This is a genomic window from Thioalkalivibrio sp., from assembly GCF_041685615.1.
Taxonomy (GTDB): Bacteria; Pseudomonadota; Gammaproteobacteria; order Ectothiorhodospirales; family Ectothiorhodospiraceae; genus Thioalkalivibrio.
The window spans coordinates 1-21,810 of the sequence record NZ_JAWLFK010000001.1 but is presented as its reverse complement, the minus strand read 5'-3'; the positions used below and the strand labels follow the sequence as shown (position 1 = coordinate 21,810).

Annotated in this window: 19 protein-coding genes; 9 read left to right on the top strand and 10 right to left on the bottom strand. The window is 67.3% G+C overall.

Annotation, left to right across the window (positions count from 1 at the left end; genetic code table 11):
• The first annotated feature begins 80 nt into the window (after nucleotides 1-80).
• Nucleotides 81-1,997 (top strand): M48 family metalloprotease, encoded by a 1,917-nt coding sequence (locus ACESLR_RS00095; RefSeq protein WP_373024517.1) that lies wholly within the window; start codon nucleotides 81-83, stop codon nucleotides 1,995-1,997.
• Nucleotides 1,998-2,362: 365 nt separating this feature from the next.
• Complete coding sequence (locus tag ACESLR_RS00090; protein WP_018140642.1) at nucleotides 2,363-2,566, top strand: cold-shock protein; 204 nt, start codon at nucleotides 2,363-2,365, stop codon at nucleotides 2,564-2,566.
• Nucleotides 2,567-3,115: 549 nt separating this feature from the next.
• Here the strand turns inward: ACESLR_RS00090 and ACESLR_RS00085 are convergent.
• The 4 genes from ACESLR_RS00085 to purM are packed head-to-tail and all read right to left on the bottom strand — an operon-like array spanning nucleotide 3,116 to nucleotide 7,092.
• A complete protein-coding gene (locus tag ACESLR_RS00085) occupies nucleotides 3,116-4,522 on the bottom strand; it encodes a dihydrolipoyl dehydrogenase family protein (protein ID WP_373024518.1) in 1,407 nt (468 codons plus the stop codon).
• 5 nt (nucleotides 4,523-4,527) lie between these two features.
• Nucleotides 4,528-5,250 (bottom strand): DUF3108 domain-containing protein, encoded by a 723-nt coding sequence (locus ACESLR_RS00080; RefSeq protein WP_373024537.1) that lies wholly within the window; start codon nucleotides 5,248-5,250, stop codon nucleotides 4,528-4,530.
• 58 nt (nucleotides 5,251-5,308) lie between these two features.
• Nucleotides 5,309-6,037, bottom strand: a complete 729-nt coding sequence (purN, locus tag ACESLR_RS00075; protein ID WP_373024519.1) for a phosphoribosylglycinamide formyltransferase — start codon at nucleotides 6,035-6,037, stop codon at nucleotides 5,309-5,311.
• On the bottom strand, nucleotides 6,034-7,092 hold the full coding sequence (gene purM, locus ACESLR_RS00070; RefSeq protein ID WP_373024520.1) for a phosphoribosylformylglycinamidine cyclo-ligase: 1,059 nt from the start codon (nucleotides 7,090-7,092) through the stop codon (nucleotides 6,034-6,036). Before purM ends, purN begins: the two co-directional genes overlap by 4 nt.
• 232 nt (nucleotides 7,093-7,324) lie before the next feature.
• Between purM and ACESLR_RS00065 the strand changes: the two genes are divergently transcribed.
• From ACESLR_RS00065 to hda, 4 genes are read left to right on the top strand one after another with little or no spacing between them, the layout of a single operon-like run.
• Entirely contained in the window at nucleotides 7,325-8,356 is a 1,032-nt protein-coding gene (locus tag ACESLR_RS00065; RefSeq protein ID WP_373066547.1) for a DUF2066 domain-containing protein, read from the top strand.
• Nucleotides 8,357-8,376: 20 nt separating this feature from the next.
• Nucleotides 8,377-8,967, top strand: a complete 591-nt coding sequence (locus ACESLR_RS00060) for a CDP-alcohol phosphatidyltransferase family protein (RefSeq protein WP_373024522.1) — start codon at nucleotides 8,377-8,379, stop codon at nucleotides 8,965-8,967.
• Entirely contained in the window at nucleotides 8,964-10,082 is a 1,119-nt protein-coding gene (locus tag ACESLR_RS00055; RefSeq protein ID WP_373024524.1) for an AI-2E family transporter, read from the top strand. The genes ACESLR_RS00060 and ACESLR_RS00055 overlap by 4 nt, the downstream gene beginning before the upstream one ends.
• Entirely contained in the window at nucleotides 10,079-10,813 is a 735-nt protein-coding gene (gene hda, locus ACESLR_RS00050; protein WP_373024525.1) for a DnaA regulatory inactivator Hda, read from the top strand. The genes ACESLR_RS00055 and hda overlap by 4 nt, the downstream gene beginning before the upstream one ends.
• Before the next feature lie 383 nt (nucleotides 10,814-11,196).
• Here hda and ACESLR_RS00045 read toward each other — a convergent pair whose 3' ends face one another.
• From ACESLR_RS00045 to arsC, 3 genes are read right to left on the bottom strand one after another with little or no spacing between them, the layout of a single operon-like run.
• On the bottom strand, nucleotides 11,197-11,553 hold the full coding sequence (locus tag ACESLR_RS00045; protein WP_373024526.1) for a DUF2069 domain-containing protein: 357 nt from the start codon (nucleotides 11,551-11,553) through the stop codon (nucleotides 11,197-11,199).
• Complete coding sequence (gene wrbA / locus ACESLR_RS00040; RefSeq protein ID WP_373024528.1) at nucleotides 11,550-12,161, bottom strand: NAD(P)H:quinone oxidoreductase; 612 nt, start codon at nucleotides 12,159-12,161, stop codon at nucleotides 11,550-11,552. Before wrbA ends, ACESLR_RS00045 begins: the two co-directional genes overlap by 4 nt.
• Nucleotides 12,158-12,514 (bottom strand): arsenate reductase (glutaredoxin), encoded by a 357-nt coding sequence (gene arsC / locus ACESLR_RS00035; RefSeq protein WP_373024529.1) that lies wholly within the window; start codon nucleotides 12,512-12,514, stop codon nucleotides 12,158-12,160. The genes wrbA and arsC overlap by 4 nt, the downstream gene beginning before the upstream one ends.
• A gap of 23 nt (nucleotides 12,515-12,537) precedes the next feature.
• On the opposite strand from arsC, the gene yccX reads away from it, so the two are divergent.
• Nucleotides 12,538-12,828 (top strand): acylphosphatase, encoded by a 291-nt coding sequence (gene yccX, locus ACESLR_RS00030; RefSeq protein ID WP_373024530.1) that lies wholly within the window; start codon nucleotides 12,538-12,540, stop codon nucleotides 12,826-12,828.
• Between the two features lie 136 nt (nucleotides 12,829-12,964).
• On the opposite strand, the gene ACESLR_RS00025 is transcribed toward yccX, so the two are convergent.
• Genes ACESLR_RS00025 through ACESLR_RS00015 form a run of 3 tightly spaced genes read right to left on the bottom strand, consistent with a single transcriptional unit; the run spans nucleotide 12,965 to nucleotide 16,932 of the window.
• Nucleotides 12,965-14,827, bottom strand: a complete 1,863-nt coding sequence (locus ACESLR_RS00025; RefSeq protein ID WP_373024531.1) for an SLC13 family permease — start codon at nucleotides 14,825-14,827, stop codon at nucleotides 12,965-12,967.
• A 16-nt stretch (nucleotides 14,828-14,843) separates the two neighbouring features.
• The gene (locus ACESLR_RS00020) at nucleotides 14,844-16,556 is read right to left on the bottom strand and encodes a proline--tRNA ligase (protein ID WP_373024532.1); all 1,713 of its coding nucleotides are present in this window, start codon (nucleotides 16,554-16,556) and stop codon (nucleotides 14,844-14,846) included.
• A 34-nt stretch (nucleotides 16,557-16,590) separates the two neighbouring features.
• Complete coding sequence (locus ACESLR_RS00015; RefSeq protein WP_373024534.1) at nucleotides 16,591-16,932, bottom strand: phenylpyruvate tautomerase MIF-related protein; 342 nt, start codon at nucleotides 16,930-16,932, stop codon at nucleotides 16,591-16,593.
• 270 nt (nucleotides 16,933-17,202) lie between these two features.
• Here ACESLR_RS00015 and ACESLR_RS00010 point away from each other — a divergent pair, with 270 nt between their 5' ends.
• Together ACESLR_RS00010 and ACESLR_RS00005 are read left to right on the top strand one after the other, a co-directional pair.
• Nucleotides 17,203-18,228, top strand: a complete 1,026-nt coding sequence (locus tag ACESLR_RS00010; protein WP_373024538.1) for an efflux RND transporter periplasmic adaptor subunit — start codon at nucleotides 17,203-17,205, stop codon at nucleotides 18,226-18,228.
• The gene (locus tag ACESLR_RS00005) at nucleotides 18,225-21,533 is read left to right on the top strand and encodes an efflux RND transporter permease subunit (protein WP_373024536.1); all 3,309 of its coding nucleotides are present in this window, start codon (nucleotides 18,225-18,227) and stop codon (nucleotides 21,531-21,533) included. The genes ACESLR_RS00010 and ACESLR_RS00005 overlap by 4 nt, the downstream gene beginning before the upstream one ends.
• Nucleotides 21,534-21,810: the final 277 nt, after the last annotated feature.

The window sequence follows — 21,810 nt, the reverse complement described above, 5'->3', positions numbered from 1 at the left end:
GCACCCCCTGCCCTGCTACGCTCGGCTCGCGGCCCCCCTGTACGCGTGTGGTGGCCGTTTCCCGGTGGCAAGGGGCGGCCATGAATTTCTTCCGGCAGCAGGACCAGGCGCAACGCAGGACCCGCTTATTGCTGGTGCTGTTCGTCGTGGCGGTGCTGGTGATCGTCGGGTCTCTGGGGCTGATTGTCTGGGCCATTGGGGGTGGCGCCGAGGCTACCGCCTGGACCATGGGCCTCACGGCGGGCCTGATTGTCCTCGCGAGCCTGTACCGCGCCTGGCGGCTGCGTGAGGGTGGTGGCCGCCTGATTGCACTGGAGATGGGGGGTGTCCGCCTCGAAGGCCATCCCGCCGATCCGCAGCAACGTCTGTTGCGTAACGTCGTCGAGGAGATGGCGATCGCCTCGGGGGTGCCGGTGCCCGAGATCTACGTGCTCGAGCAAGACCTGGGCATCAATGCCTTCGCCGCCGGCTTTGCGCCGCACGACGCGGTGATCGCCGTGACCCGCGGCGCGCTGGACAGCCTCGAACGGTCGGAGCTGAAGGGGGTGGTGGCGCACGAGTTCGGGCATATCCTCAATGGCGACATGCGCCTCAACATGCGCCTGATCGGCGTCCTCTACGGAATCGAGGTCCTGGCCTTGCTGGGCCAGGGCGGGCTGACCCGCCGGCGGCGCCGGCACCAGGGCGACGGCGCGGAAACCGGGATCGGGGTGCTCAGTGTCACCCTGATCGTGGTCGGCTATGCCGGGCTGGCCCTGGCGCGCTGGATCCGGGCGGGCATCTCGCGCCAGCGCGAATACCTGGCGGATGCCCACGCCGTGCAGTTCACCCGCGAGCCGGATGGCCTGACCGGGGCGCTGAAAAAGGTCGCGACGCGCTATGCCGGGCTGAACGGCAACACCGAGGAGATCAGCCACATGCTGTTCGCCAGCGACGCGATCGGGCAGATCTTCGAGACCCACCCGCCATTGCTGGACCGCGTGCGAATCCTCCAGCCGCAGTTCGACCCCGAAGAGCTGAAGGGGCTGCGCGAACGGCTCAATGCCCGGGTACGCAAACGCGCCCGCGAGCGTGCGGTGGACGGCATGCAGCGCGAGCGCGAGGGGCGCCTGCCGGGTGCAGAGGCCGTGGGCGATGCCCTCGGTGGGCACCCGGCGCTTACCCACTTCCTGGGCGCCGGCATGCTGCTCGCGGCCATCCCGGGGCCGCTCGCCTGGGCAGCGCGCTCGGAGGCGCGGGTGATCGATGTGGTGTTGTATTTGCTCCTGAGCCGCGAGACCGAGGCGCGCGAGCGCCAGCTGGCGATGATTGGCGAGGCGCTGGGTCGCGAGCGCCAGGAGGCCGTGCGGCGCCTGCGGGATGCGGAACCGGTGCTGCGCGAGGATCTGCGCCTGCCGCTTCTGGAACTCGGGTTTCCGACACTGCGTCGGCTTGATCCGGACCAGCGGACACGGCTTCGGAAACTGGTCGATCGTCTGATTCATGTCGACGGCCAGGTGGTGGTGTTCGAATACGCGCTGGGGCATCTTCTGGACCGGCAACTCCGCGATGTTCAGGACCCGGCGGGGGCGTCCCGCCCAGGGCATGCCTCGCTGGATGCCTATCAGGAAAACGCGCACTACCTGCTGGCGGTTCTGGCGCATCACGGTCATCCGGACGACCCCGCGGCGGCGAGCGCGGCGCTCACGGCCGGTATCGGCGTACTGACCGGGACCCTGCCGCTGGCGGCCGAAATCCCGGAGGCCCTGACCGGGGTGGCGGGTGCGCGTGCCTGGGCCAGCGTGCTGGACCGCGTTCTGGAACAGCTGGATGCCCTGCGCATGCGCGACAAGGATCGCCTGATCCGCGCGATGGTGGCCACCGCGGGCCATGGCGGGCAGGTGGTCGCGGCCGAAGTCGAGCTGCTGCGGGTGATGGCGGCATCGCTGCATGTTCCGCTGCCGCTGGCGCTGGATGAAGTCGTCGCAACCCCGCCGGGCGGGGAGGGGGCTGGCTGAGGCGAACGGCGGCCGCAGCCGTTTTTCCTGCCGCTGTCGGCTCGAAATCGCTTCGACGGGTGCCGGCCCGAAATTAAATTCGTTCCCAAGCGATGGATATCAAAGGGGTTTCGACGGGGCGCACGAGAAAAACCGAAAAAAACACTATCAATGCATGGCGGTTTGGGCGGACAATGGCCGCGAGGTAACGGTAACAGGCTCCATGCAGCACCAGGCGACACCCCGCAAGGGGCGTTCAGATTCGCAGTTCCGGTCCCGGTTGGGGCCGCAGAGAATCACGATCAATCTTCACCGTCGTTCGGTTGCCCTCCAGTCTCTCCTCCTCGAAACACCCAATCTACTATGAACAATCAGAGGTAACCGAAATGGCTACAGGTACAGTGAAATGGTTTAGCGACGAAAAAGGCTTTGGCTTTATTACCCCGACCGATGGCTCCAAGGACGTGTTCGTCCATCACAGCGCCATCCAGGGTAGCGGCTTCAAGTCGCTGGCCGAAGGTCAGAGCGTCTCGTTTGACGTCGAGCAGGGCCAGAAGGGTCCGGCCGCCGCGAACGTCGAAGCGCAGTAAGACAACCCCGGCGCGCAAGCGCCAGGTTGCCGGAGAGCTCCGCCTTGTGCGGGGCTTTTTTCGTTTGGGGGAACGCTGGCCGGGGTTGGGGACTGCAGCATCGCCCCGGCCGGAAAAATGCCCCGTAGAGGGGCCACTTTGCGTCGCGAAACGCCCGCACCGCGCTACGGTCCGCCCATGAATCCTGCATTTCACCAGACGCTTTGGCGGGGCCGGTGCGGATGGCTTGTCCGGGCCCCGTTGCTGGCGCTTTGCGCGCTGTTGCGCGCGCAGCAGGCGGTGGCCAGGGGCCCTATCGCGCGCCGGAGGCGATCCCGGGCGCCAGGACGATCGAGGCTGCCGCAACAGGGCGGGGTACGGGTGCATGCGCTGAGACCGCTCCGGACCGGGGCGGGCGGACTCTCGGGGAGCGCGCATGACGGAAAACGGGGTCGCCCGGGAGGGGTTCCTCAGGGAACGGGGCAGGAGCTCCGGACTCGCGGCGGTCTGGCTGCCAAGCGCGCCCGGGGCGAGCGCTAGTCCAGGGCAACCGGGCGGGTTCCGGCCTGATCAGAGACCGAAGATCTCGGACTTGAGGTTCCATTTGGAGGCGAGGGTTTCGGTGGCGTTGAGGAATTCCTCGGCGCGGGTCGGGTGGTTCCATTGCCCCTTGGCGATCCAGGCCAGAGCGGTGTCGCGGTCGGGGGCCAGCGACAGGATGTGGATCAGTTCGCCGGCGTCGGCGCCGATCACCTCGCCGCCCAGCAGGGCCCCGGTGTCCATGTCGCCGATCAGGCGCACGAAGCCCTCGGGCTCGTCTTGGCCCAAGGCGCGCGGGGAGGTTTCGAAGGCGGCGAAGCCGACCGCCGGTTCCAGTTCCTCGTCCTCGGCGTCGTCCTCGTCCATGCCCAGGCGGGCCATCTCGACGGCGGAGTAGATCGCGATCGGGACAAAGCGCTCGTCCTGTTTGCGGGTGTTGCCGTTCTGGATGTTCTCGACCGCGATGGTCGCGTCGGCCAGGGCGTGGTTGGCGGTCTGCCACTCGCTGGCGACGTCGCCGATGACGTAGATGTTGTCGACGTCGGTCTGCAGGGTGGGCCGTCGCTTCACGAAGCCACGGGCGTCAGTCTGTACCCCGATCGCGTCGAGGTTCAGGCCCTCGGTGTGCGGGGCGCGCCCGGTGCCGAGCAGAACCCAGTCGACCTCGAAGCGGTTGCCTTCGCTGTCGGTGATGGTGACGCCATTGTCGGACGTCTCGACCTTTTCGTAGCCCTTGACGCGGGTGGGCTCGACGCCATCCTCGGCGAGACGATCCTTCAGGGTGCCCAGGGCCTGGGGGCTGAATTTCTGGCCGGACAGGGGCTTCGAGCGGCTCAGCCAGGTGACGTCCTTGCCGAGGTGGTGGAAGATCCAGGCGAACTCGGTGGCGACCACGCCGGAGCCGATGAGGGCGACGCGCTGGCCCGCCGGCGGCTTGTCGTCGAACAGCATGTCGGTGGTGAGCACGCGGCCCGGATCGACCGTGAACGGTGCCGGCACGCTGGCCGTGGCGCCGGTGGCAATGATGGTGTGCCGCGCACGGACGGTCTCGGTGCCGTCGTCGGTGACCACCTCCAGGGTCTCGGCGTCGCGGAAGCGGGCGGCTCCGTGGAGATAGTGGATCTTCAGGTGCTTCATGTAGCCGAGGTAGGAGTTGCGCACCTCGGTGACCACGTCATTCTGGTGGTCCCAGGCCTTGGCCATGTCGGCGGTAAGACCGCCGCTGATACCGCGGCCTTCGAAGTGGCGCTGGGCGGCGACAGTGCGCGCGGTGTGGTACCAGTCTTTCTTGGGTACGCAGCCGCGGTTGAGGCAGCAGCCACCCCAGTCGGATTTTTCGATGATGACGACGTTCAGGCCGCGCAGGGCGCCCAGGACGGCGGCACGATAGCCCCCGGGGCCACTGCCGATGATGGCCAGATCAACGGTTTCGCTCATGGTGGTTACTCGTCGGTCAGATTAATGATCGGGTCGTGCCATTCCAGCTGCGTGAGGTTCAACTCGAACACGCGGCCGTCGGCCTCGTAGTCGAAACGCACCGGGATATGGCGGAGTTCGCGGGCGAACCAGGCGGACAGGGCGACATCGCTGTCTTCCGTGTGGCGGTCGACGCGGATAGTCTCGACGCGGCCGATCGGGGAGTCCATGGTTTCGCGCCCGACGTATTCGAAACGGTATTCGCGCAGGCGGTCGCGTTCCAGGGTCTGGATCGTCGCGCGATCGCCCTTGCTGGAGAGTTCCCCCGTCTCGAGACGCTGCATTATCAAGTACAGCGAGCCGAGGAAGTCCAGGGTGTGTTCCGGCACCTCGAGATCGAAGCGTTCCCCGTTGATGGTGCCAATCGCATGCTGCGACTCCCAGTCGAAGCGGGTCTCGATCTGGCGTTCGCGCCGCGGGGTGATCTGCTGGCTGCGCGACTGCACCAGTTGCAGTTCGCCGTTGCGGCTGTTCATCAGGGACTCGCGGCTCAGTTCGAAACGCCCAAGGATGCGCAGGAAGCCCGAGACATGGGCGTCCATCGCCATGCGGGTCTGAACGTCCTCGTGGTTGAGGGTGATGCGGGCCTTGAGCGTATTGCCCATGGCGCTGGCCTCGTAGCTGGCGGTGTAGGGCGGGATCGGGCGCAGCTCCCCGTCCGCGCTTGCCGGCGTGATCCGGAGGGTCATAAGCAGTGCCAGCAACGTGGCCAGCGCCACGGGAGCTGCGCGCCGGATCAGCACGCCTCTAGACGGCCGTGCGCGGCGGTTGGCTCCGGTCGTCGGGGCCTGAAGCATCATGGGTGTCCTCGTTGAGTTGCAGCGGTGTCGCGAGGGGCGTGCCGTCGCCCTGCAGGATCCGCCCGGACCACTGAACTTCGCCTGAACACACCCGCCGCACGACCTCGGGGTACAGCCGGTGCTCGGCCCGCTGCACCCGGGTGGCCAGCGTTTCGGGCGTGTCGTCGGGCGCCACCGGTACGCGGGCCTGCATGATCACCGGGCCGCCGTCCAGCTCCGGGGTAACAAAGTGGACGCTGGCGCCGTGTTCGGACTCGCCGGCGGCTAGGGCGCGGGCATGGGTGTCCAGACCGCGGAACTTGGGCAGCAGCGAGGGATGAATGTTCAGCAGCCGGCCGGTGAAGCGATCCACAAAACCGGGCGTCAGGATGCGCATGAAGCCGGCCAGGATGACCAGGTCGGGGCTGTAGTCCTCGATAGCATCGGCCAGGTCGGCGTCGAAGGCCTCGCGCGAGGGATAGTCCCGATGGTTCAGCACGCGATGCGGGATGCCGTGGCGTTCGGCGAGGTCCAGCCCCCCGGCATCCGGACGGTTGCTGATCACGCCGACCACCCGGGCCGGGATCCGGCCCTGCTCGCAGGCCTCGATCAGCGCGCCCAGGTTGCTGCCGCGCCCGGAGATCAGTACCACCAGGCGGCGCGAGGCCGCGTTCGGTTGCCCGGCGGATTCGCTCATGCGGCGGCGTAGGTGACGCCGGGCTGGACCTCGTCGCGTTCACGGATCACGCCGATCGGCCAGCTGCGGATACCGGCCCGGGCCAGCTGGGAACTCGCGGCTTCGACCCGGTCCACGGGGAGGATGACTGTCATGCCGATGCCGCAATTGAAGGTGCGCAGCATCTCCTCGTCGGCGATGTCGCCGGCCTCCTGCAGCCAGCGGAACACCGGCGGGCGGGCCCAACTGTCCGGATCGATGCGGGCGCCGAGGGTGTCCGGCAATACGCGCGGGAGATTCTCGGTCAGGCCGCCGCCGGTGATGTGGGCCATCGCGTGTACCGGGAACTGCTCCAGCAGCTCGAGCAGTGGACGCACATAGATCCGGGTGGGGGCCATCAAGGCCTCGCCGAGGGTGATGCCGTCGGCACCGGGCAGGGGGGCGTCAAGGCTGGCGCCGGCGTGTTCCAGCACGCGCCGGACGAGGGAGTAGCCGTTGGAGTGCGGGCCGCTGGCCTCCAGGCCGAGGACCACATCGCCGGCGGTGACCCGGCTGCCGTCGATCAGAGCATCCTTTTCCGCAATGCCGACGGCGAAGCCGGCCACGTCGTAGTCCTCGCCCTGGTACATGCCGGGCATCTCGGCGGTCTCGCCGCCGATTAGGGCGCAGCCGGCCTGTTCGCAGCCTTTGGCGATGCCGGTGACCACGTCGGCGGCAATGTCCACGTCGAGGTGGCCGGTGGCGTAGTAGTCGAGAAAGAACAGCGGCTCGGCCCCCTGAACGACGATGTCGTTGACGCACATCGCGACCAGATCAATGCCGATCCGATCGTGGCGACCGGTTTCCTGGGCCAGGCGCAGCTTGGTGCCGACGCCGTCAGTGCCGGACACCAGGACCGGATGCCGGTAGCGGTCCATCGGCAGCTCGAACAGGGCGCCGAAGCCGCCCAGTCCGGCCATCACGCCGGGGCGCCGGGTGCGCGCCGCGTGCGGCTTGATGCGTTCGACCAGCTCGGCACCGGCCTCGATGTCGACACCGGCCTCGCGGTAGGTGAGGCCTGAACGGGATTCGGACATGGGTTCCCCGATGTTGAATGAGCGCGGGTGGAGCTGCGCCCTGCGGCGGTTTCGCAGAGCCCGACATGGTAGCGAGCCGGGTGCTGCCGTGCAAAGCTGACCCGCACCGCGGACACCCTCCAGGGAGTCGTGCGTACCGACGTGGCGGGGCGTCCCCGGCCGTCTCGGTCGGACCTGCGGGCAAGGGTGGCTGTGGTATTTTGTGGCGCTTGTCGAGTGACGGAACGAGAACATGTCCCTGCATCCCCGAGCCCCCTCGCGCCTGGCCCTGTTGCTGGGCCTCCTTTTCCTGCTGCTGGCCCCGCCGGGCGCGGCCGATGGCCCGCTGGTATTGACGGTCTCGGCCGCGGACGAGGCGCAGGCGCTGGAACAGGGGCTGGAGCAGGCGCTGGTCCGGCTGGCCGGGCTGCGCTCGGAGGCGGTGCTGGATCTGGTCGGGGAGATGCTGGAGGAGCGGGACGACGAGGGCTGGATCGCGGCGCTGGAGCGTCGCCAGCGGGTGGAAGACGACGCCTACCGCTTGGAATTTGATCGCTTCCGCTTGCGCACCGCGCTGCGTGATGCCGGCGTGCCGGCCGTGCTGGGGGAGCGCCCGGGTTTGCTCGTCTGGGCCGTCCACGACGAGGGCGGGCAGCGTGAACTGCTCGGGGATGCGGTGGACGGTCCGGGGGTCCTCGCCGCGCTGGGCGAACTGGCCGAGGCGCGCGACATGCCCCTGCTGTTTCCGCTGGGCGACCTTCAGGACCGTCGCGCCGCACAGCCCTCAGACATCGTCGGCGGGGTGACCGAACCGCTGGTGGAAGCCGCCCGTCGGTACGAGGCCGACGGGGCCCTCGTGCTGCACGTACGGGAGACGGCGAGCGGCGCCGAGGCGCGTGCAATCGCGGTGCACGACGGCCGGGAGTACCGCAGTTCCGCGAGCGGCAAGGACCCCGCGGCGGCGGCGCGCGAGGCGGTGGCGCACGGGCTGGATCAGGTGGCCGAGCGCCTCGCGCGCGTAACGGACGCGTCGGAGTGGTTGCGTCTGGGGTTTGCCGGAGTGCAGGGCTATGCGGCCTTCGAGCGTTTGCGCGCGGAGCTGACGCGGTTGCAGGCGGTGGAGGCGGCGCGCCTGGACTCCCTGGCTGGCGACAGCGTGGTGCTGCAGGTGCGCTCCGGGCTGGATCGCGATGATCTGGCCGAGTTGCTGCGTGGCTCCGGCTTTGCACGGGCCGAGGCACCCGACGAGGGGGCTTCGGCCGACGTCTGGCTGGGCCGGCGCTGAGCGCCGTTGCGTCACATCGGATGCTGCCCCGTCACCAGATTCCCAACGCCGTCACGATCGGCCGGATTCTCCTGATCCCGCCGATTGTCGTCTTGCTGGCGCGGGAACATTACCTGGTGGCGGTGGTGCTGCTGGCGATCGCGGGATTGAGTGATGCCCTGGATGGCTGGCTGGTGCGGCGGTATGGCTGGCATACGCGGCTTGGGGCCTGGCTCGATCCGGCAGCGGACAAACTGCTGATGCTGGGGGTCTATGTGGCTGCGACCCTGTCGGGGCTGCTGCCGTTATGGCTGCTGTTACTGGTGGTGGGGCGCGATGTCTGGCTGACCGTTGGCTCCGTGCTGTATCGGGTGTTCGTCGGTCCCATGGTCATTCGGCCGTTACTGATCAGCAAGATGAACACCTTCCTGCAGATCACGCTGGTGCTGGTGGCCATCGTGAAGGTCGGCCTGCTGGCGCTGGATCCGATCTGGGTGCAGTTGCTGATGATTGGGGTGGCGTTCACGACCCTCGCCAGTGGCCTGGCCTACACCGTGCAATGGGGGCTGGATGCGTGGCGTCGCCTGCGCGACACGAATGGAGCGGACGCGTCGAATCGGAGGACACCATGAAGACAAGTGCCGAGCTTCGCGAGCGGGTCGGGCCGGTTTCGGCCGCGACCCTCGCCGCCCTGGTCGGGCTGCTGGTGCTGGGTGGGGCACTCTATCTGCTCGCACCCATCCTGACGCCCTTTGTGGTGGCGCTGCTGATCGGCTATCTGTTCAATCCACTGGTGACCCGGCTGGCCGCGCGCACCGGGCGCTCCCGCACCCTGGCCACCGTGGTGATCTTTCTGCTGGTGATGCTCGGGCTGGCGGCGCTGATCCTGATCCTGATCCCGCTGGCCATCGCCCAGTTCGAGCGGCTTACGCTGGCGATGCCGCAGATCCTCGGCTGGTTCGACGAGCAGGTGCGCCCGTGGCTGGAGGACCTCGCCGGGGATACCCTGCCGCCACTGGACGCCGGAGCCCTCCAGGGCCTGGTCGCGGAACACTGGCGCGAGGCCGGCGGGCTGGCCGGCGGTCTGCTGCAATGGATTGGCAGTTCCACCGGCGCGCTGGTGCTGGGGGTCCTGAATGTCGTGCTCATCCCGGTGGTGAGTTTCTATCTGTTGCGTGACTGGCCACGCCTGCTGGACGGGTTACGCGACCTGCTGCCGCGGGCCTGGCGCCCTCCAGTCCTGAGCTTTGCCGCGGCATCGGATGAGACACTGGGCGCCTTCCTGCGCGGGCAGTTGCTGGTGATGCTGGCGCTCGGTCTGTTCTACGCGGTCACCCTGACCATGGCGGGTGTCGAGATGGGACTGGCGATCGGCCTGATCGCGGGCGTGGTGAGCTTCATCCCCTATGTCGGTGTCATCGTCGGTGTGCTGCTGGCGAGTGCGGCGGCGCTGGTGCAGGGCGATGGCTGGACCCTGCTGCTGATCGTGCTGGCGATCTTTGCCGTCGCCCAGGTACTGGAGTCCATGGTCCTGACGCCGTGGCTGGTGGGGGACCGGACCGGTCTGCATCCGGTGGCGGTGATTTTTGCCGTGCTGGCGGGTGGCCAGTTGTTCGGATTCTTCGGCGTATTACTGGCGCTGCCGGTGGCGGCGGTCCTGGCCGTAGGCGTGCGTCATCTTCTGGTGCATTACCGGCGCCTGAATGCCGAGGAAGCGTCCTCGAAGCCGGAGGTCCCTCCCCAATGAGTGGCGGCGAGGGTCGCGAGGCGATCTCCCAGCGCCAGCTCCCGCTGGACCTGCGCCTGCGGGATACTTCGCGCTTTGTTGGCTTTTACCCCGGTGGCAACCTGCTGGCGCGGGACGCGGTGGAGGCCTTGGCCGTCGGGGCCGGGATGACCGAGTCGCAGATCCTGTTGCACGGCCCGCCGGGTACAGGCAAGACCCACCTGCTGCAGGCAGCCTGTCATCAGGGTCACGAACGGGGCGAGCCGGTAGGCTACCTGCCACTGGCAGAGGTCGCCGACGCCCCCCCGCTGACCGTTCTCGACGGGCTCGAGCGCGCGCGCCTGGTGGCGCTGGATGATCTTGACTCAGTGGTCGGGCAGGGGGATTGGGACGAGGCCCTGTTCGGGTTGCTGAACCGACTGCGCGACGGCGGCTGCCGGGTGCTGTTGGCGGCGACCCATGCGCCGGAAGGGCTGGGCAGTCGTCTGCCGGATCTGACCTCGCGCCTTGCGTGGGGACCGGTGTTCCGCATGCAGATACCGGAAGAGGCGGACCTCAAGCGCATTCTCGCCCAGCGCGCGGTGTTGCGCGGCCTGGAGCTGCCGGAGGCGGTGGCCGAATACCTGCTGCGCCACTACCGCCGCGACCTGGTGGCGCTACTGGAGCTGCTGGACCGCCTGGACCTGGCTGCCCTGGCCGAGCAGCGGCGCCTGACGATCCCCTTCGTCCGCGATCAGCTCGCGCGGTCCTGACGTCCACCACGAAGTGCCCGGAGAAGGGCCAGGTCAAGGTCAAGGGCGTTCTACAGGAAGGTAGGAAGACGGGAAGGTTCTGGATGGGTGCCGAGGGCGTGAGGACTTGCAGGGGTAGCCTCCAGGCCGCTCGTCATCCCGTCCGGAGCGCAGCGCAGAGCCGGGATCTCCAGCGCAGGATAACCACTGTGGGGAGATCCCGGATCACCGCTGCGCGGTGTCGGGGATGACGAGTGTAGGCGAGGCACTGCGCACCGCTACGGTGTTCCGGGCTATCCGTTCCAACCAATAAATTGCCTTTCTTCCATCCTTCCTATCTTCCTGTGAATCGCCCTTGACCTTGACCTGGCCCTTCTTCGTGCGCTTCGTGGGGAATGAAACGATCAGGACGTCATCTGGCGGGCGCGGCGGGCATCCAGCTTGACGTAGAGCAGGCAGCCGGCGAACCAGGCGAGGCTGGCGGCCGTCATCAGCACGCCGTAGAGCCGGGCATCCGCCGCCGCGGCAAGCGTGATGCCGAGGGTGATGTAGGCGAGTGCCAGCAGGCTGGACCAGGCGTGGGTGTAGCGGCGTCCGTGCAGCATCCCGCGCAGCGGGAACAGCAGCGGCAGGACGAGGATTACCAGCGCCACGGAGATCGGTAGGATCTCCGGCGGGTCGATCCAGGTGGTCCAGACCAGGATCAGGCCGATCAGGGCGAGATAGGCGATCAGCGCCAGTCCGCGTGCCGCGAGGATCATGCCGGATCCCCGGCCTGCAGGCGGCGCGTGATCCGGCCGACCCGCTCGCCCAGGGCCGCGGCGATACGCTGCTCCTCCCGCGTGACCGGGTGCTCGCCCTGGCCACCGGCGATGTGGCTGGCGCCGTAGGGAGAGCCGCCCGAGGTCGTGGTGGTCAGTTCCGGCACGGTGTAGGGCACGCCGACCCAGAGCATTCCCTGGTGGATCAGCGGCAGGGCCATGGTCAGCAGGGTGGTCTCCTGGCCGCCGTGCTGGGTGGCGGTGCTGGTGAACAGCCCGAACGGCCGGTCCACCAGACCGCCGCTGGCCCAGAGGCCGCTGGTGCCGTCGAGAAAGTGCTTGAGCGGCGCGGCCATGTTGCCGAAGCGGGTGGGTGAGCCCATCACCAGCCCGGCACATTCTTCGAGGTCGCGGCTCTCCGCGTAGGGCGGACCGTCAGCGGGGACCGCCGGAGCGTCGCCGGTAACGTTGGTACTGACCGGCGGCACGGTGCGGACACGGGCGACCGCGCCGGCCCGTTCCACGCCGCTGGCGACGTGGCGGGCCAGCTCGGCGGTTGCCCCGTAGCGGCTGTAGTACAGCACCAGGATCTCGGGGGCCGCGCTCATGCCAGGATCTCCAGAACCTTTTCCGGCGGGCGTCCGATGCGGGCGTGGTCGCCGTACACCAGGATCGGACGCTCGATCAATTTGGGGTGCTGGACCATGGTCTGGATCAGCGCCTCGTCGTCCAGCTCGGCATCCTTCAGGCCCAGCTCGCGGTATTCCGCCTCGCCGGTGCGCAGGAGATCACGCGGGGCGATGCCCAGCCGCTCGACGATAGTGCGCAGGGTCGCGGCATCCGGCGGGGTCTTCAGGTATTCGACGATCTGCGGCTCCACGCCTTGCTCGCGCAGCAGCGCCAGGGTCGCGCGCGACTTGCTGCAGCGCGGGTTGTGGTACAGCGTAGGGGCATCGGACATGAATCCACTCCGGAGGACAACAAATGACGGAGGCCAATGATAACCATGCCCGCCGCTGGCGTGTCAGCGGCCGGGTACAGGGCGTGTTCTTCCGTGCATCCACTCGCGATGAAGCGAAACGCCTGGGCCTGACCGGTTACGCCCGCAACGAACCGGATGGCAGTGTGGAGGTGCTGGCCGTGGGGCCGCGCCAGGCGCTGGATACGCTGGAGGAATGGCTGGCGGACGGCCCGCGCATGGCTCGGGTGGACGCGGTGGAGGCCGAGGAGCTGCCACCACCCGAAACCCCGCCGCGGGATTTCGCCACGGGTTGAGGCCATGATGGCTCCGCCGCGAGGATTCACGCCGATCCGGACGGCATTCAGGGCAATGGGGCGATTAAGTATTCTTGCACCCCGGGCTCCGGTTGCGGGTACATGCCCCAGTGAGTCCGTAAAGTCTCTACCCGGCTCAGAAGAGCAGGTTGATGACGAGCAGCGAGACCACCATGAACAGAACCGTCACGCCGGCCCCGGCGCGCAGGTAGTCGACCACACGGTAGCCGCCTGGGTCCATGATCAGGGCATTGACCTGGTGGGTGGGCAGGATGAAGGAGTTGGAGGCCGCGATCGCGACGATCAGCGCGAATACCCGCGGATCGGCGTCGCTGCCCATGCCCTGGGCGACGCTCGCAAAGCTGACCGCCAATGGCACCAGCAGCACGGTGGCGCCGACGTTGGACATCACCAGCGTGAAGAAGGTGGTCAGCAGGAAGACCGCGACCTGCAGCACCCACACCGGCATCCCCTCCAGCTGCTGCATGCCGTTGGTCGCGATCCACTCGCCGGCGCCGGAGTTCTCCACCGCCAGTCCCAGCGGGATCAGCGAGGCGAGCAGGAACACGGTCTTCCAACTGATGCCGCGGTAGGCCTCGTCCATGTTGATGACACCGGTGAAGATCATTCCCAGCGCGCCGCCCAGCAGGGCCAGCGCCAGCGGGAGGTCGGTGAACAGCACCAGCCCCAGCCCCAGCGCCAGGGAGCCGAGCGCGGCCAGCGGTCGGTGGGTCTTCGAGGCCTCTTGCTTGCGCCGCGGGTAGCGACTGGTGACCACGACGAAGTCGCGGTCGTCCTCCAGGTCCTGGAGGTTCTCCCACGGGGTGTGCACGACCAGGGTGTCACCGGCCTTCAGCGGGGTATCCGGGACTTCGTCGATGATCAGGTCGTCGCCGCGCTGGATGCGCAGCACCGAGATGCCGTAGGTGCGGCGCATGCCCTTGTCGCGAACGGTCTGCTCGATCAGGTCGGAGCCGGGCGGGATGATGACCTCGGCGATCCCGCCATGGCGGGCGGACAGGGCGCGCGCGAACATGTCCAGCTCGTCCTTCAGGATCGTCCCGGTCTGGTCGCAGGTCTTGTCGATCGTGGTGACCGGGCCGAGGATCGCCAGGTGCGCGCCGCGTTCCAGCTCCACATCACGGTTCGGCTCGATGCGGGTCTCGTCCCCCGTGGTGACGCCGACCACGTGGACGCCGAAGGCCGCCTCGAAGTCGCCCACGCTGCGCCCGGCCAGCGAACTGTCCTCGCCAAGACGCGCCTCGCGCACACCGAAGTCCATCCCGTAGACGTCGCGGAACCAGGCCGAGGTGGTCTGCACGCGGCTCTCGTCCGGGTCTTCGCCCTGCGGATCGCGGGCGGGCAGGACCCATTTCCCGAACAGGGTGAAGTACAGGATCAGCATGGCCAGCAGCGCCAGCCCGACCGGCGTTACGTCGAACAGTCCGAAACCCTCGACATGTCCCGGCAGCAGGTCGTTCAGCAGGATCAGCGGGCTGGAGGCGACCAGCGTGAGGGTGCCGCCAACGATCGCGGCGAAGCCCATCGGCATCAGAAGTCGCGAGCGCGGGATGCGTGCCGCCGCGCCGATGCGGTTGATCACCGGCATGAACAGTGCGGCCGCGCCGATGTTCTGCATGAAGCTGGTGATGATGCCCACCGCACCCGAGGTCGTGGCCATTACCCGACGCTCGGTGTGCCCGCCGAAGCGCAGGATCAGGTCCGCCAGGCGGTTCATCAAGCCGGAGCGGTCCAGCCCCTTGCCGATGATCATCACCGCGATGATCGCGATCACCGCGTTCGAGGCGAAGCCGGAGAACAGCGCCTTGCCCTCGACGATCGGCGTGACCCCCGGCACCAGCGCGACCATCCCCAGCAGGAACAGCACGCTCAGCGCCGCCAGGTCGATCCGGATCACCTCGGTCACGAACAGCAGGATCGTCAGCCCCAGCAGCCCGAACACGATCCCCATTTCCAGAGTGAAGGCGACCTCGTTCATCGTATCCGCCCCGGTTTTACCGCTGTAGCCGTTCGCGCAGGACCTCGAGCAGGCCGTCCATGGGGAGGTGTTCGGCCTCGGGGGCGCGGCGGTCCTGATACTCGAGCTCGCCGGCGTCCAGGCCGCGTTCGCCAATGACGATCCGGTGCGGGATGCCGATCAGCTCCATGTCGGCGAACATCACGCCGGGGCGCTGTTCGCGGTCGTCCAGCAGGACATGGAAACCGGCGGCCTCGAGTTCGTCATGCAGCATCTCGGCCGCCTCGCGCACGCGTTGGGATTTCTTCGCGCCGATCGGGCACAGCGCGATGTCGAAGGGCGCGATGGCGGTGGGCCAGCAGATGCCGCGCTCGTCGGAGTTCTGCTCGATGGCCGCCGCCACGACGCGCGAGACGCCGATGCCATAGCAGCCCATGGTCACGACCTGTTCGCGGCCGTCCTCGTCCAGCACCCGGGCACCCAGGGCCTGGCTGTACTTGTCGCCCAGCTGGAAGATGTGGCCGACCTCGATGCCGCGACGGATCTCGATCGGACCGGAGCCGTCGGGGGCCGGTTCGCCCTCGGTGATGTTGCGCAGGTCGGCGGTCTCCGGCTGCGGCAGGTCACGGCCCCAGTTCACCCCCGTCAGGTGATGGCCGTCTTCGTTGGCCCCGACCACGAAGTCGGCCATGCCCGGCATGGCCTGGTCGGCCAGCACCGGGATTGGGCTGTTCACCGGGCCCAGCGAGCCGGGGTCGGCGTCGAACGCGGTGCGGATCTCGGCCGCCTCGGCCATGCGCAGCGGTTCGGCGATCCAGGGGTGCTTCTCGGCCTTCACCGCGTTCAGCTCGTGGTCGCCGCGCAGCACGATGGCGACCAGGTCGGCGTCGATCTCGTCGGAGGCGGCGACCACCAGGGTCTTCACCGTCTGCTCGGTCGGGATGTCCAGGAACGTTGCCAGCTCCTCGATGGTGTGCACGTCGGGCGTGGCGATCTTTTCCATTGCTGCGCCGGGAGTCGGGGCCGGCGCCGGCTTCGGGCAGGGGGCCAGCTCGACATTGGCGGCGAAGCCGGCCGGGGAGAAGGCGATGGCATCCTCGCCGGAGCTGGCCAGCACGTGGAACTCGTGCGAGGCATTGCCGCCGATGGCGCCGGTATCGGCTTCCACTGCGCGGAAATCCAGCCCGCAGCGTTCGAAGATCCGGGTGTAGGCCGTGTGCATCTGCTGGTAGGTCTCGGCCAGCGAGGCGTCGTCGATATGGAAGGAGTAGGCATCCTTCATCAGGAATTCACGCGCGCGCATCACGCCGAAGCGCGGCCGGCGTTCGTCGCGGAACTTGGTCTGGACCTGGTAGTAGTTCACGGGCAGTTGGCGGTAGCTGCGGATCTCGCGGCGCACCAGATCGGTGATGACCTCCTCGTGGGTCGGGCCGAAGCAGAAGTCGCGCTCGTGGCGATCCTTGATGCGCAGCAACTCGGCCCCGTAGAAGTCCCAGCGCCCGGATTCCTGCCACAGTTCGGCCGGCTGTACGGCCGGCATCAGCATCTCCAGGGCGCCGGCGCGGTCCATCTCCTCGCGCACGATGTGCTCCACCCGGCGCAGCACGCGCAGCCCCAGCGGCAGCCAGGTGTACAGCCCGGAGGCCAGCCGGCGGATGTAGCCGGCGCGCAGCATCAGCTGGTGGGAGATGATTTCGGCGTCGGCCGGGGTTTCCTTCAGGGTGTTCAGCGGGAATTGCGAGACGCGCATCGGGGGCAGTCCGTGGTTGATGGCTGGAAAGGGTTCAGAACGTGGTGCCGTTGGTGCCCCAGAAGTGGCGCGGGGCGTCGGCGAATTCGATGTAGATGCGGGACGGTTCGATGCCCAGTTCCGCCTGCAGGGCGTCGCAGAGCTTGCGCGATAGCTCGCGGGTCAGGCCCTCGGGCAGGCCGATGCTTTTCAGCTCGCAGTAGGCCAGCGGTTCGGTTGAGCCGCCAAAACACATGGCCGGGTTGTGCCGGCAGGCGACCATCACGTAGCCCTCGGGCTTGCCCAGCCAGTCGGCGACCTCCGCGGACAGGCGCTCGCACAGGCCGGTGGTGTCGTCGGGCAGCGCGGTGTTGGTCTCGACTTGCAGCAGCGGCATGGCATCCTCCGGGTCGTTCCAGAAAGGCCGCCATGATACGGGGAGCGCGTCATCGGTGCAGCGTGCAAACTGTCCGGGACAGGGTGAAACCTTTGTCAGGGTGGCTATACTCGCTGCGAGGAAGGCGCACCGTCCGGGACCGACGGATTGCGTTCAGTATCAGGAAATAATAAATTAGAAAAATCTAATATATGGAGCCGGCCGGCGAGCAGACCGCACGCCTCGGTGACCCCATCAAGCAAGGACAGACGTCTCATGACACGAAACCGGATGCGCCACGCCCTGTGGGGCCTGCTGCTGTTGCCGTTCGCGGCCGAGGCCGAATTGCCGTTCGACACGGCTACCGCGGAACGCCAGACCATTGCCCAGGAACGGATCCTGGACGGTCGCGTGGAGGCGGTGCAGCGCTCTACGATCTCGGCCCAGACCTCCGGTCGCATCCGCGAGATCTACGTGGACGTCGACGACTTTGTCGAGGCCGACGAACTCCTGGTCCGGGTCAGCGACACCGAACAACAGGCCCGCGTGAGCCAGGCCGAAGGCGACCTGGCCGAGGCCCGCGCCCGTTTCAATGAGGCGCGGTCGGAGTTCGAGCGTATCCGCGACGTGTTCGATCGCGGGGTGGTATCGCGGTCGGAGTTCGATCGAGCCGAGGCCGCGCTGGAATCGGCGCGCGCCCGCCTGCGCTCGGCCGAAGGCCGGGTCGAGGAGGCCCGGGAACAACTCGGATATACCGAGGTGTATGCGCCGTATTCCGGGATTGTCACCGAACGGCATGTCGAGGTGGGCGAGTCGGTCAGCCCGGGTTCGCCGCTGTTGTCCGGGATCAGCCTGAATCAGCTGCGCGTTGCGGTGGACGTCCCGCAGCGCCTGATCCACAACGTGCGCGAGCGACGCAGCGCCGAGGTCCTGCTCAACGGTGACCGGGTGACGGCCGAGAGCCTGACCATCTTCCCCTATGCCGACCCCGCCAGCTCCACCTTCCGCATCCGCGTGAATCTGCCGGAACAGCAGGACCTGAGCCTGTTCCCCGGCATGTTCGTGAAGACCGCCTTCGTGGTTGACGACGTCGAACGCCTCCTGGTGCCCGTCGAGGCCGTGGTGTATCGCAGCGAGGTCGTTGCGGTGTACGTGGTTGACGACGAAGACCGGGTCGCGTTCCGCCAGGTGCGGGTCGGGCGCGAACATGACGGGATGGTCGAGATCCATGGGGGCCTGAACGACGGTGAACGCGTGGCGCTGGATCCCGTGCACGCGCAGATCTATCTGAAGGAACATCAGCAGGTGAACCGATGAGCGATGCCACCACGGAGGGGGCGTCCGCCCGGATGGGCATCTCCGGGCGCATTGCCAAGGCCTTCCTGACCACCCAGATCACGCCGCTGCTGGCCCTGATCGGCCTTCTGCTGGGGTTGTTCGCGATCCTCGTGACCCCGCGCGAGGAAGAGCCACAGATCAACGTGACCATGGCCGACGTGTTCATCCCGTTCCCCGGGGCCGGCGCGGAGGAAGTCGCCCAGCTGGTCGCCACGCCGGCCGAACAAGTGCTCTCGGAAATCGAGGGCATCGACGACATCTATTCGACCTCGCGCCCGAACATGGCGCAGATCACCATCCAGTTCAAGGTCGGCGAGGATCGCACCGAGGCCCTGGTACGCCTCTACAACCAGGTCTTCTCCAACCAGGACTGGCTGCCCCAGGGGCTGGGGGTCGGCGAGCCGATCATCAAGCCAATGGGGATCGACGACGTCCCGATCGTCAATGTGACCCTGTGGACCGAGGACGAAGATCGCGGTGGACATGATCTGCTGCGTGTCGCGCATGGCATCGAGGCCGAACTCAAGCGCGTACCGGGCACCCGCGACATCTACACCGTCGGCGGTCCGGACCACGTGGTCCATGTGCGCTTCAAGCCGGAGACCCTCGCGGCCTACAACCTGTCGGTTGAGGATCTGCGCGACAGCCTGCAGGCCTCCAATTTCTCGCGCGATGCCGGACAGCTTTACCAGAACGACGAGGAGATCCTGGTCCAGGCGGGAGACTTCATCACGGACCCCGAGGCGTTTGCCGGTCTGGTCGTCGGCATGCACGACGGGCGCCCGGTCTACCTCGAGGATGTGGCCGAGGTCGAGCAGGGCCCGGCCTATGCCACCGAACACGTACGTTTTGCCCACGGTGCCGCCGCCGGTGAAAGTGCACGGCTGGGCGACAGCCATCCCGCCGTCACGGTGGCGATTGCCAAGCAGCCGGGCACCAATGCCCCGGATATCGCCGATGCCCTGGTCGAACGTCTGGAACAGTTGCGCGGGACCTACATCCCGGACGGGATCGAGACGACCATCACCCGCAATTACGGAAAAACCGCGGACGCCAAGGCCAACACCCTGATCCAGAAGCTGATCCTGGCAACCGCTTCGGTGGTCATCCTGGTCTGGATCGCGCTCGGCTGGCGCGAGGCCTTCATCGTCGGCGTGGCGGTGGTGATCACGCTGGCGATTACGCTGTTCGCCTCCTGGGCCTATGGCTTCACCCTCAACCGCGTGTCGCTGTTCGCGCTGATTTTCTCCATCGGGATACTGGTGGACGATGCCATCGTGGTGGTGGAAAACATCCACCGGCACATGGCCAAGGGTGGGAAAACGTTTCTCGAGGCCATTCCGCTGGCGGTGGACGAGGTCGGGGGGCCGACGATTCTCGCAACCTTTGCCGTGATCGCGGCGCTGCTGCCGATGGCCTTCGTCACCGGGCTGATGGGCCCGTACATGAGCCCGATCCCGATCAACGCCTCGATGGGGATGATCATTTCGCTGGCGGTGGCCTACGTGGTCACCCCGTGGCTGACCTACAAGGTCCTGCGCCGCCAGGCCGAGAAGCACGAACCCGCGGCGGCGCCCGTCAGCGGCGGCCACAGCGCGGAGAACGAGAGTGCCTCGGCCGGGCTGATGAAGATCTTCAACACCCTGCTGCTGCCGTTTCTCGGTAGCGGCGGGCGCAAGAAGACCAACCGCCTGGTGCTGTGGGTCGGCACCCTGATACTGATCCTGGCGTCCGTGTCGCTGGCGTACTTCCAGCTGGTGGTCATGAAGATGCTGCCGTTCGACGACAAGTCGGAGTTCCAGATCGTGCTGGACATGCCGGAAGGGACCAGCCTGGAGCGGACCTCCCGCGTTCTGGCGGAGATGGGCGACTACCTGAAGACGGTTCCCGAGGTGCACAACGTGCAGACTTACGCGGGCACCGCGGCGCCGATCAACTTCAACGGCCTGGTGCGCCAGTATTACCTGCGCGAGGGCTCGCATGTCGGCGACATTCAGGTGAATCTGGTCGATTCCTACGAGCGTGATCGCAAGAGCCACGCGGTAGCCCTCGGCGTGCGCGAGGCGATCAACGCGATCGCCGATCGCCACGACGCGGCGGTCAAGGTGGTCGAGGTCCCGCCGGGGCCGCCGGTGATGTCGCCGATCGTCGCCGAGATCTACGGGCCGGACTACGATGGCCAGATCGAGATCGCCAGACAGGTGCGCGAGCGTTTCGAAAACACGCGCGACATCACCGATATCGACGACTCGGTCGAGTACCCGGGGCAGGAGAAGATTCTGCAGGTCGACCGCGAACGCGCCGCACGCCTGGGCGTGTCGCAGCAGGCCGTGGTGCAGGCGATCGATACCGCCCTGTCCGGCGAGGACGTGACCTACCTGTACGGGTCCAACGTGAAATACGCGGTGCCCGTCCGGCTCGAGTTCGAACAGGCCGAGAAGGGCAGCCTGGACCCGGTCCTGGGGCTCAAGGTGCGCTCGCGCGACGGCACGCTGGTGCCGCTGTCCGAGGTGGTCAATGTGGTCGACTCGAGCGTCGAGCACTCGATCCACCACAAAAATCTGCTGCCGGTGGTCTACGTGATGGGCGATCTGGCCGGTGGGGTCGACAGCCCGCTGTACGGCATGTTCGACATGTTCTTCGGCCTGCGCGACCAGCCGATGGCGTACGGCGAATCGCTGGAGCAGTTGTTTATCGGCCAACCGGACAATCCGTACAACTTTTCCCTGAAGTGGGACGGCGAGTGGCAGGTGACCTACGAGACCTTCCGCGACATGGGGATCGCCTACTCGGTGGGGCTGCTCCTGATCTACCTGTTGGTGGTGGCGCAGTTCCGTTCCTATATGGTCCCGCTGATCATCATGGCGCCGATCCCGCTGACGGTGATCGGGGTAATGCCGGGACACGCCTTCATGGACGCCTTCTTCATGGATGCCAAGTTCACCGCGACCTCGATGATCGGAATGATCGCGCTGGCCGGGATCATCGTGCGCAACTCCATCCTGCTGGTGGACTTCATCAACGAGGAGATCCGCCGCGGCGTGGACGTGATCGAGGCCGTAGTGCATGCCGGTGCGGTACGTGCCAAACCGATCATTCTGACCGGGCTGGCGGCCATGGTGGGGGCCGGGTTCATCCTCGACGACCCGATCTTCTCGGGCCTGGCGATCTCGCTGATCTTTGGCGTGTTCGTCTCCACGCTGCTGACGCTGGTCATCATCCCGGTGCTGTACTACCTGTACGTGCGTAGCCGGGTCGACCTGATCCGCGCCCAGGCCGCGTAGGCCCCCGCCACTTGGGGGCGGCATGCAAGGGACCGGGTCCCGGAAGCGCGCAGCCGGTTGACCGATCACCGGCCGGTCCAAATCGCGCGCGAAGCGGGTAATGGCCCAAATCGGGCATGACGGCGAACTGGGCCATATCCGCTGGTTCCGGACGCAGGTTTGGGTGTCGATAAGTCCCCAATGGAATGGACGCCCCCGCCCTATTACGGCATCGCGATGTGCCAGAGTGGGGGGTGATCACTCTCACTCGAAGAAGACGGAGGCGTCCGGATGCAGG